Annotated in this window: 9 protein-coding genes; all 9 read right to left on the bottom strand. The window is 70.1% G+C overall.

The genetic code is table 11. The annotated features are described in order from the left end of the window. On the bottom strand, window positions 1-212 hold a 212-nt coding region (locus N5D62_RS20750; RefSeq protein ID WP_279759789.1), incomplete at its 3' end, for a hypothetical protein. 172 nt (window positions 213-384) lie between these two features. After that, a complete protein-coding gene (gene ftsZ, locus N5D62_RS20745; protein WP_279759788.1) occupies window positions 385-1,620 on the bottom strand; it encodes a cell division protein FtsZ in 1,236 nt (411 codons plus the stop codon). A 123-nt stretch (window positions 1,621-1,743) separates the two neighbouring features. Beyond that, window positions 1,744-2,973, bottom strand: coding sequence for a cell division protein FtsA (ftsA, locus tag N5D62_RS20740; protein ID WP_067276931.1), 1,230 nt, complete (start codon window positions 2,971-2,973; stop codon window positions 1,744-1,746). 8 nt (window positions 2,974-2,981) lie between these two features. Next, complete coding sequence (locus N5D62_RS20735) at window positions 2,982-3,818, bottom strand: cell division protein FtsQ/DivIB (protein WP_279759787.1); 837 nt, start codon at window positions 3,816-3,818, stop codon at window positions 2,982-2,984. Window positions 3,819-3,853: 35 nt separating this feature from the next. Next, on the bottom strand, window positions 3,854-4,861 hold the full coding sequence (locus N5D62_RS20730; RefSeq protein ID WP_279759786.1) for a D-alanine--D-alanine ligase: 1,008 nt from the start codon (window positions 4,859-4,861) through the stop codon (window positions 3,854-3,856). Further along, window positions 4,858-6,297: a UDP-N-acetylmuramate--L-alanine ligase gene (gene murC / locus N5D62_RS20725; RefSeq protein ID WP_279759785.1), complete on the bottom strand. Its 1,440-nt coding sequence runs from the start codon at window positions 6,295-6,297 to the stop codon at window positions 4,858-4,860. Before murC ends, N5D62_RS20730 begins: the two co-directional genes overlap by 4 nt. Then, window positions 6,294-7,460 carry an undecaprenyldiphospho-muramoylpentapeptide beta-N-acetylglucosaminyltransferase gene (murG, locus tag N5D62_RS20720; RefSeq protein WP_279759784.1) on the bottom strand — a complete coding sequence of 389 codons (1,167 nt, stop codon included), beginning with the start codon at window positions 7,458-7,460 and terminating at the stop codon, window positions 6,294-6,296. Before murG ends, murC begins: the two co-directional genes overlap by 4 nt. Beyond that, window positions 7,457-8,734 carry a putative lipid II flippase FtsW gene (gene ftsW / locus N5D62_RS20715; protein WP_279759783.1) on the bottom strand — a complete coding sequence of 426 codons (1,278 nt, stop codon included), beginning with the start codon at window positions 8,732-8,734 and terminating at the stop codon, window positions 7,457-7,459. The genes murG and ftsW overlap by 4 nt, the downstream gene beginning before the upstream one ends. Continuing rightward, window positions 8,731-10,671, bottom strand: a complete 1,941-nt coding sequence (murD, locus tag N5D62_RS20710) for a UDP-N-acetylmuramoyl-L-alanine--D-glutamate ligase (protein WP_279759782.1) — start codon at window positions 10,669-10,671, stop codon at window positions 8,731-8,733. Before murD ends, ftsW begins: the two co-directional genes overlap by 4 nt. Window positions 10,672-10,676: the final 5 nt, after the last annotated feature.

Below are 10,676 nucleotides of genomic sequence, written 5' to 3'. Positions count from 1 at the left end.
TGCGCCGGCGGCGCGGCGGCGGTCGCCCGCAGCGGGGCGCCGTCCTCGGCGCGGCTCGTCCCGGGCGCGGCGATCGCCACGAGCAGGGCCAGCAGGACCAGCAGCGACAGCGCCTCCAGCAGCCACGACGCCCACGGACGCGACGTCCTCGCCCGCCGCGCACGCGCGGCCGGCCGCCCCGACGCCGTCATTCCGTGTTCACCCTGGACCATGCACCCGCTCTGTCTTGTGATCGGGCGCCAGTGTGCCGAACTTCACCCACGGGCACGAGCCTTCAATTGCAACAACGGCCCCCCGAATGCGGGCGCGCCGCCCCAATGAAAAGAGGCCGTGCCCCCGAGGGGACACGGCCTTCAAGCTGATGGCGTTCGAGTGAGGTCGGTCTCAGTCCGCCTGCTTGCGCAGGAAGGCCGGGATCTCGATCTCGTCCATGCCGTTGGACGACAGCGCTTCCACCTTGGCGGCGGCCGTGCGGCCATGGCGCCAGACGCTGGGCACGCTCATGCCGCCGAAGTCCGACGCGGTCATCGGCGCGGCGGCGGGCGAGCCCTGCGCGGCGGCCGAGCCCGGCATCACCACCGGCTGCGTCAGCACCGGCATGTTGTCGGTGCCGGTGCGCAGCTGCGGCTGCTGCACGACGAGCTGCGGCTGCTGGCGCGCCGCGGCGCGCTGGCACAGGCCGGTCGCGATCACGGTGACGCGCAACTGGTCGCCCAGCGATTCGTCGTAGGCGGTGCCGTAGATGATGTGCGCGTCTTCAGCGGCGTAGCGCTTGATCGCGGTCATCGCGTTGCGGCTCTCGGCCAGCTTGAAGTTGTTGCGGCTCGCCGCGATCAGCACCAGCACGCCCCGCGCGCCGGACAGATCGATGCCTTCCAGCAGCGGGCAGGCCACGGCGCCTTCGGCCGCCTTGGTCGCGCGGTCCGGACCCGAGGCCACGGCCGTGCCCATCATCGCCTTGCCCGGCTCGCTCATCACGGTCTTCACGTCTTCGAAGTCGACGTTGACCAGGCCCGGCATGTGGATGATGTCGGAGATGCCGCCGACCGCGTTCTTCAGCACGTCGTTGGCGTGCGCGAAGGCCTGGTCCTGCGTGACGTCGTCGCCCAGCACTTCCAGCAGCTTGTCGTTGAGCACCACGATCAGCGAGTCGACATTCGCCTCGAGCTCCTGCAGGCCCAGGTCCGCGGCCTTGCCGCGGCGGTTGCCTTCGAACTCGAACGGCTTGGTCACCACGCCGACGGTCAGGATGCCCATCTCCTTGGCCACGCGCGCGATCACCGGCGCCGCGCCGGTGCCGGTGCCGCCGCCCATGCCGGCGGTGATGAACAGCATGTGCGCGCCGGTGATGGATTCGCGGATGCGGGCCTCGGCCTCCTCGGCGGCGGATTTGCCGACCTCGGGTTTCGCGCCGGCGCCCAGGCCGGTATGGCCCAGTTGCAGGAGTTGATCGGCCTTGGAGCGATTCAGGGCTTGGGCATCCGTGTTGGCCACGATGAATTCCACGCCCTGGACACCTTGGCTGATCATGTGCTCGACCGCGTTGCCGCCGCCGCCGCCCACGCCGATCACCTTGATCTGGGTGCCCTGATCAAACTCTTCGATCATCTCGATCGCCATATCAAACCTCCTGTCCATATTGTGCAGTTGCCATCAGCAAAATAGAAGTGGGATCGGCCCTTTTTTAGGGGGCAAAACCCTCGAACGTCGTAAAGAAAACGTGAGCCGGTCGATGCCGACTTCTTAGAAATTCCCCAGGAACCAGTCCTTGGCGCGGCCGAACAGGGTCTTGACCGAACCCGCCTGCTGCGCCGCCTTGAATCCCCGCGTGCGCGACAGCCGCGCTTCTTCCAACAATCCCATCACGGTCGCCGAACGGGGATTGGCGACCATGTCGAACAGCGCGCCGTTGTAAGTAGGATTCCCACGGCGAACCGGTTTCAGGAAAATGTCCTCGGCCAGTTCGACCATGCCCGGCATGACCGACGAACCGCCCGACAGGACGATTCCCGAGGACAGCAGTTCCTCGTAGCCGGATTCCCGGATGACCTGATGCACGAGGGAGAAGATTTCCTCGACCCGGGGTTCGATCACCCCGGCCAGGGCCTGTTTGGAGAGCATCCGGGGTGCCCGGTCGCCCAAACCCGGCACTTCCACCTGGTCCGCCGGATCGGCCAGCAATTGCTTGGCCACGCCATGCTCGACCTTGATTTCCTCCGCATCCTTGGTCGGGGTGCGCAGCGCCATCGCGATATCGCTGGTAATCAGGTCGCCGGCGATCGGAATCACCGCGGTATGGCGGATCGAGCCGCCGGTGAAGATCGCCACGTCGGTCGTGCCGGCGCCGATGTCCACCAGCGCCACGCCCAGGTCGCGTTCGTCGGAAGTGAGCGCAGCCAAACTGGACGCGCTCGGATTCAGCACGAGTTGCTCGACCTCCAGGCCGCAGCGGCGCACGCACTTGACGATGTTTTCCGCCGCGCTCTGGGCGCCGGTCACGATGTGGACCTTGACCTCCAGCCGGCCGCCGCTCATGCCGATCGGCTCCTTGACCTCATGGCCGTCGATCACGAATTCCTGCGGTTCCACCAGCAGCAGGCGCTGGTCATTGGGAATATTGATCGCCTTGGCGGTTTCCACGACCCGGGCCACGTCCACCGGCGTCACTTCCTTGTCCCGCACGATGACCATGCCGGTCGAGTTCTGGCCGCGGATATGGCTGCCGGTAATCCCGGTGTAAACCCGCGAGATCCGGCAGTCGGCCATCATTTCGGCCTCTTTCAGCGCCTGCTGGATGGACTGGACGGTGGCGTCGATATTGACCACGACCCCGCGCTTGAGCCCATGGCTGGGCGCCACGCCCAGGCCGGCGATCCGCAATTGGCCGTCCCCCATCACCTCGGCCACCACCGCCATGATCTTGGCGGTGCCGATGTCCAACCCGACGACCAAATCCTTGTATTCCTTGGCCATGCCAGTCCTCAATTCTTCTTGGCGCCCTTGGGCGCAGTGGTAACCGTCGTGACGCCTGCCAGGCGAACCGCATATCCGGCCTCGTGCCGGAGATCCGCCGAAACCAGCGAGCTGCGATAGCGGGCGGTGATCCGGGGGACGCTGGCGATGAATTGCCCATACCGGGCGACGACCTCGGCCTCGCTGCCCCGGCCGAGTTCGACGACCGCTCCCTTTTCCAGCGTGGCCTTCCAGGACCCGCGCCCCGACAAATCCAGCCGGGCGACCCCCTCGTCCAGTTTCAGGTGGGTCATCGGGTCGAGTTGCCGCCACATCGCTAACATCGCGCCGGAGGATTTCGCCGGGCCGGCCAGCGTGGGCAGGTCCTCGTCCTCGACATCGCCCAGGTTGGCCTCGAAGACCTCGCCGAAACTGTTGACCAGCCGGGTATCGACGACCGCGTCGGAATCGGCGTCGGCGTTCTCGGCCTTGGTTTCCCAGTAGGCGGCGGGACGGTGTTCCTCGAGCGCGACCACCAGGTGCAGCGGCCAGACCCGGCGCACCGACGCGTGCCGGACCCAGGGCACCGCCTCGAAGGCGGCGCGCGCCTGCAGCAGGTTCATCGTCAGGAAGTTGCCCGACAACCGCGGCAGCGCGTTCGCGCGCAGCGAGGCGCTGCTGTTGCGGCTCACGTCGCCTTCCACCGTGATCGACTTGATCGAGAACGCCGGCTGGCGCGCCAGCCAGTGCAGCCCCACCGCCGCCGCGGCCAGCGCGAAGCCGGCGAGCAGCAGCCCCGCGACGCCGTTCATCACGCGGATGTCCGGCGGCAGCGGTGCGGCGGTGTGGGTGAAGGTGGCGCCCATGGCGGTGGCTGGGGGGTGGTCCTGTCAGGTCCGGTTCAGGCCTGGCTGTCCAGGCGTGCCTGCGACAGCAGGTACAGGCACAGCTTCGGGTAGGAGATGCCGACGGCGGCGGCCGCCTTCGGCACCAGCGAATGGGAGGTCATGCCCGGCGAGGTGTTGATCTCCAGCAGGAACAGCTCGCCGTCGGCCTTGCGGCGCATCACGTCGATGCGGCCCCAGCCGCGCGCGCCCAGCGAGCGGTAGGCCGCCAACACCAGGTCCTGCACGCGGGCCTGCTCGTCGGGCGGCAACTCGCCGACCAGGTACTGCGTGGTGTCGGTGAAGTATTTGTTCTGGTAGTCGTAATTGCCGGCGACGGCCCGGATCTCGATCACCGGCAGCGCGATCGCGTCGGCGCCCTCGCCCAGTACCGGGCAGGTCAGCTCGGCGCCGTCGACGAATTCCTCGCAGAGCACCTCGGCGTCGTACTGCGCGGCCAGTTCGACCGCGGCCTGCATGTCCGAGTAGCCCATCACCTTGCTCGCGCCGATGGACGAGCCCTCGTGCGGTGGCTTGACGAAGATCGGCAGGCCCAGCTCGTCGGGCACGGTGCGCACGCGCTCGCGCTGCAGCTCGCCGCGCCTGAGGCTGACCCAGCGCGGCGTCGACAGCCGGTCGGCCAGCCAGACGCGCTTCGTGGTGATCTTGTCCATCGCGATCGCCGAGGCCATCACGCCGGAACCGGTGTACGGGATGCCCATCAGCTCGAGCGCGCCCTGCACCGTGCCGTCCTCGCCGTGGCGGCCGTGCAGCGCGATGAACGCGCGCTGGAACCCTTCGGTCTTCAGCTCGAGCAGGTTGCGCTCGGCCGGGTCGAACGCATGCGCGTCCACGCCTTCGGCGCGCAGCGCGTCCAGCACGCCGCTGCCCGACATCAGCGAGACCTCGCGTTCGGCGGAGTCGCCGCCGAACAGCACGGCGACCTTGCCCAGCGCCTTCGCGTCGATGCGGTCGATGCCCAGGCGTTGCGACAGGGCGGAAGCTTGGTTGAGGTCCGTGCTCATGTCCGGACTCCCTTCGTCAAAAGGTCGACGGTGCGCGCGGGAACGGCGGCGATCGAGCCGGCTCCCATCACGATCACCACATCGCCGGCGCGCGCCTGGTGGGCGATCGCCTGCGGCAGTCCCTGCCAGTCCGCGACGTAGCCGGCCGCGGTGCCGCGGCCGGTCACCGCGCGCGCCAGGCTTTCGCCGCTGATGCCGGGCAGCGGGGACTCGCTGGCGGCATAGATCTCGGTCAGCAGCACGCCGTCGGCCTGGGCCAGCACGTCGGCGAACTCGTCGAAGCAGTCGCGGGTGCGGGTGTAGCGGTGCGGCTGGAAGGCCAGCAGCAGCCGGCGGCCCGGATAGGCGCCGCGCGCGGCGTTCAGCACCGCCTGCATCTCGACCGGGTGATGGCCGTAGTCGTCGATCAGCAGCACGGTGCCGGCCTCGCCCGCGTCGGCCGCCTCCGAGGCGACCGGCAGCTCGCCATACGACTGGAAGCGCCGGCCCACGCCGCCGAAGTTGGCCAGCGCCTGCAGCAGCGCGGCGTCGTCGATGCCGAGCTCCATCGCCATCGCGATCACCGACAGCGCGTTGAGCACGTTGTGCCGGCCGTTCAGGCGCAGCAGCACGTTCAGCGGCGCCAGTTCGCGGTCCGCGCGGTCGCGGCGCAGCGCGGTGAAGCGCATGCCGCCGCCGGCCTCGGCCGCGACGTCGGTCGCGCGCACCGCGTTGCCCGCGTCCATCCCGTACAGGATCACCTGGCGAGAGACCATCGGCACGATGCTGCGCACGCCGGCGTCGTCGCCGCACAGCACCGCGGCGCCCCAGAACGGCATCCGGTGCAGGAAGTCGACGAAGGCCTGACGCAGACGGGCCATGTCGTGCCCGTAGGTGTCCATGTGGTCGGCGTCGATGTTGGTGACGATCGCCAGCTGCGGCAGCAGGTGCAGGAAGGAGGCGTCCGACTCGTCGGCCTCGACCACCATGTGCAGCCCGCCGCCCAGCGCCGCGTTGGCGCCGGCCGACAGCAACTGGCCGCCGATCGCGTAGCTCGGGTCCAGGCCCGCCTGCAGCATCACCGTGGTCAGCAGCGAGGTCGTCGTCGTCTTGCCGTGCGTGCCGGCGACGGCGATGCCCAGCCGCGGACGCATCAGCTCGGCCAGCATCTGCGCGCGCAGCAGCACCGGGATGCCGTGCTGGTGCGCGGCCATCAGCTCGGGGTTGTCGGCCTTGATCGCGCTGGACTTGACCAGCACCTGCGCGTCGCCGACGTGCTCGGCCGCGTGGCCGATCTTGACGTCCACGCCGAGCGCGCGCAGCCGGCGCGTGGTGTCGCCCTCGCCCTGGTCGGAGCCGCTGACGCGGTAGCCCTGCGCGACCAGCAGTTCGGCGATGCCGCTCATGCCGGCGCCGCCGATGCCGGTGAAATGGATGCGCTGGATGGCGTGTTTCATGCGCGCCCTCCGGGGCCGAGGCCCGCGCCGCTGCCGCTGCCCTTGTTGCCCTTGTTGCTCTTGCTATTGCCGCCGGACTTCGCGTCCACCGCGTCGACCAGCGCTTCGAGCTCGTCGGCGACGCGCGAGGCGGCGCGCGGACGCGCCAGCGAACGCGCCTTGGACGCCATCGCCAGCCAGTACTCGCGCGGCTGCTGCAGCAGGTCGAACAGCGCCTGCGCGCTCAGCTCGCCCTGCGGCAGGTGCGTGCCGGCCCCGTGCTGCGCCATGTACTGCGCGTTGTCGCGCTGGTGCGAGGTCGTGCTGACCACCAGCGGCACCAGGATGCTGGCGACGCCCGCGGCGCACAGCTCGGACACGGTGACCGCGCCGGCGCGGCAGATCACCACGTCGGCGTCGGCCAGGCGCGCGGCCATGTCCGTGATGAAGGGCACGACCTCGGCTTGCACGCCGGCCTTGGCATAGGCGGCCTGGACCAGCGGGAAGTTGGCCTCGCCGGTCTGGTGCGTGACCAGCGGGCGCTGGTGTTCGTCCCACAGCGCCAGCGTCTGCGGCAGCACGTCGTTGATCGCGCGCGCGCCCAGCGAGCCGCCGACGATCAGCACCTTCAGCGGGCCGTTGCGGCCGGCGAAGCGCAGTTCGGGCGCGGGCAGGTCCTCGATCTCGGTGCGCACCGGATTGCCGGTGACGACGCTCTTCTTCTGCTGCGCGGCGGCCAGGCCGTCGAAGCCGAAGGCGATCTTCCTGGCGACCGGCGCCAGCGCCTTGTTGGACAGCAGCAGCGCGGCGTCGGCGTTCACCAGCATCAGCGGGCGGCGCATCATCCAGGCGACCAGGCCGCCGGGGAAGCAGACGTAGCCGCCCATGCCGAGCACGGCATCGGCCTTGCGCTCGCTGAAGACATGCGCGCTTTGCGCCAGCGCCTTGAACAGGCGCACCACCCCCAGCAGCGAATGCTTCAGGCCCTTGCCGCGCAGGCCGGCGAAGGACAGGCGGTCCATCGGCAGGCCCGACGGCGGCACGAGCTTGTTCTCCATGCCGGCCTCGGTGCCGAGCCAGGACACGGTCCAGCCGCGGCGCTGCATCTCGGCGGCCACGGCCAGTCCAGGAATCACGTGGCCGCCGGTACCGGCCGCCATCACGACGAGGTGACGGGTGCTCATGCCCGGCCCCCTCGCATCAGTTGTCTGTTCTCGATGTCGATCCGCAGGCAGATCGCCAGCGCCACGCAGTTGAGGACGGTGGCCGAGCCGCCATAGCTCATCAGCGGCAGCGTCAGGCCCTTGGTCGGCAGCGCGCCGAGGTTCACGCCCATGTTGATGAAGGCCTGGCCGCCCATCCAGATGCCGATGCCCTGCGCGTACAGGCCGGCGAAGACCCGGTCCAGCGCCACCGCCTGGCGGCCGATGTGGAACAGCCGGCGCGACAGCCAGAAGAACGCAAAGATGACGATCGCCACGCCGATGAAGCCGAGCTCCTCGCCGATCACGGCGAGCAGGAAGTCGGTGTGGGCCTCGGGCAGGTAGTGCAGCTTCTCCAGGCTGGAGCCCAGGCCCTGGCCGAAGAACTCGCCCCGGCCGAAGGCGATCAGCGAGTGCGTCAGCTGGTAGGCCTTGCCCTGCGCGTACTTCTCGTCCCACGGATTGAGGTAGGCGAAGATCCGCTCGCGCCGGAAATCGCTGAAGGTGATCATCAGCACGAAGGCGCCGATCAGCACGGCCACGCTGAGGAAGAACATGCGGCCGTTGACGCCGCCCAGGAACAGGATGCCCATCGCGATCGCCGCGATGACCATGAAGGCGCCCATGTCCGGCTCGGCCAGCAGCAGCATGCCGGTGAAGGCCAGCGCGGCGGCCATCGGCCACACCGCGCGCACGAAGTTCTCCTTCACCTCCATCTTGCGGACCATGTAGTTGGCCGCGTACATCGCGATGGCCAGCTTGGCCAGCTCGGAGGGCTGGAAGTTCATGACGCCCAGCGGCAGCCAGCGGCGCGCGCCGTTGACGCCCTTGCCCACGTGCGGGATCAACACGATCATCAGCAGCGCCAGCGCGATGACGAACAGCTTGGGCGCGTGGCGTTCCCAGAAGCTCACCGGCACCATCACCGTGATCCAGCCGGCCAGCAGGCCGATCCCGATGAACAGGCTCTGGCGCACGAAGAAGTGCATCGGCGCGTACTTCGAGAACTTGGGGTTGTCCGGCAGCGCGATCGACGCCGAATAGACCATCAGCAGGCCCAGCGCCAGCAGCGACAGCACGACCCAGATCAGCGTCAGGTCGAAGCCCAGGATGCGCGTGGGCTGGCCGGCCGAGGTCGACACCCAGTCGCGCACCGGCACGTCGACGCCGCCGTTGCCCGCGGCCGCGGTCGGGCGGCGCGAGAACAGCGCGCGGGCGCGTTCGCCGACGGTCTCGAGGATCGACGCGGCGCTCATCCGATCAGCCCCTCGTCTTCGGCCAGTTCGCGCACGGTGGCGATGAACACCTCGGCGCGATGGGCGTAGTTGCGGAACATGTCCAGGCTGGCGCAGGCGGGGCTCAGCAGCACGCTGTCGCCGGACTGCGCCTGCGCGAGCGCCCAGTGCGTCGCCGCCTCGAGCGAGTCGTGGCGGTGCATCACGACGCCGCTGTCCCGCAGCGCCGCCTCGATCTGCGGCGCGTCGCGGCCGATCAGCGCGACCGCGCGCGCATGCAGCGCGATCGGCGTGGCCAGCGGGGAGAAGTCCTGCCCCTTGCCGTCGCCGCCCAGGATCATCACCAGCTTGGCCGGCGCGCGGTCGGCGCCCAGGCCCATCACCGCCGCGACGGTCGCGCCGACGTTGGTGCCCTTGGAGTCGTCGTAGAAGTCGACGCCCTTGATCGCGGTGACGAACTCGACGCGGTGCGGCTCGCCGCGGTACTCGCGCAGGCCGTGCAGCATCGGCGCCAGCGGGCAGCCGATCGACGAGGCCAGCGCCAGCGCCGCCAGCGCGTTCGCGGCGTTGTGGCGGCCGCGCACGCGCAGCGCGTCGGCCGGCATCAGGCGCTGGATGAGGAGCTCCTCCTCGTCGTCCTTGCGGCGCTTCAGGCCCTTGAGTTCCGCTTCCTGCTCGCGGGCGCGGACCAGCCAGGCCATGCCGTTCTCGACCAGCAGGCCGAAGTCGCCCGGCCGGCGCGGCGCGTCCAGGCCGAAGCGCACGACCTCGCGCTCGACCTGCTTCGCGGGCCGGCCGCGGCCCTGCTTCACGGTGATCGGCGCGGGCACCAGCGCCTCGACCTCGGGGTCGTCGCGGTTGATCACCAGCACGCCGTGCTCGCCGAAGACGCGGCCCTTGGCGCGTGCGTAGGCCGGCATGTCGCCATGCCAGTCCAGGTGGTCCTGCGTGATGTTCAGCACCGCGCCGGCGCTCGGCTCGAAGCCCTTGACGCCGTCGAGCTGGAAGCTGGAGAGCTCCAGCACCCAGACCTGCGGCAGGACCTCGAACTCGGCCGGCTTCGGCGGCGGGGGCTTGATCGGCAGCGGCTGCTCGTCGAGCAGCTCGGCGACGGTCTCGAGCGCGCCGCGCTCGTCGGCGGCCGCGGCCGCGTCGACGACGGGTTCGTCGACCGGCGCCAGCAGCACCTCGGCGTTCGGCTCGGCGTCGTTCGATGTCGCCGCTTCCCGCGTGTCCGCCTCGGGCGCGTCGACCGAAGCCGCCGCGTCCGTGGTGGCGTCCGCCGCCATCGCGGACTCGACCCCCGGTTCGTCCGTGGGAGCCACCGCCTCGACGGCCAGGTCGACGATCGCCTCCTCGGCGGGATCGACCTCGAGCGCCGCGTCGGCGACACCCTCGTCCTTCGGCTGCGGCATCGGCTCCTTGTCGAGCGCGTCGCTCAAGGTGCCCAGCAGCGTCGGGCCGATGTTGCCGGCCATCGCGACGCGGCGGCCGGCGCGCTCGACCAGCAGCGCGGTCATGCTGGTGGTCGTCGTCTTGCCGTTGGTGCCGGTGATCGCCAGCACGCCCGGCTCATAGCGGTACAGCGTCTTCAGCTCCGCCAGCGCCTGCGCGAACAGCTCGAGCTCGCCGCGCACGCGCAGGCCGATCTCCTCGGCCCGCGCCAGCAGCGGCTTCAGCCGCGCGTCCAGCGGCGACAGGCCGGGGCTCTTCAGCAGCACCCAGCTGTGGTCGATCGTGTCCAGCAGCGCCGGCGCGAACTCGCCATGCACGAAGGCCGCGTCGGGCAGGCGCTCGCGCAGCGCGGCGAGCTGCGGCGGCTGCTCGCGGCTGTCCCACACGGTCACGCGCGCGCCCAGCCGCGCGGCCCAGGCCGCCATCGCCAGGCCGGAGTCGCCCAGGCCGAGCACGAGCGCGTGCCGGTCCTGGTAGAGCGCGGGGAACTGGAGGGAGCTCATCGTCG

Source organism: Mitsuaria sp. GD03876 (genome assembly GCF_029840635.1).
Lineage (GTDB): Bacteria > Pseudomonadota > Gammaproteobacteria > Burkholderiales > Burkholderiaceae_C > Roseateles.
The sequence above is the reverse complement of the archived record's forward strand: the minus strand, read 5'-3'. Positions and strand labels throughout refer to the sequence as shown.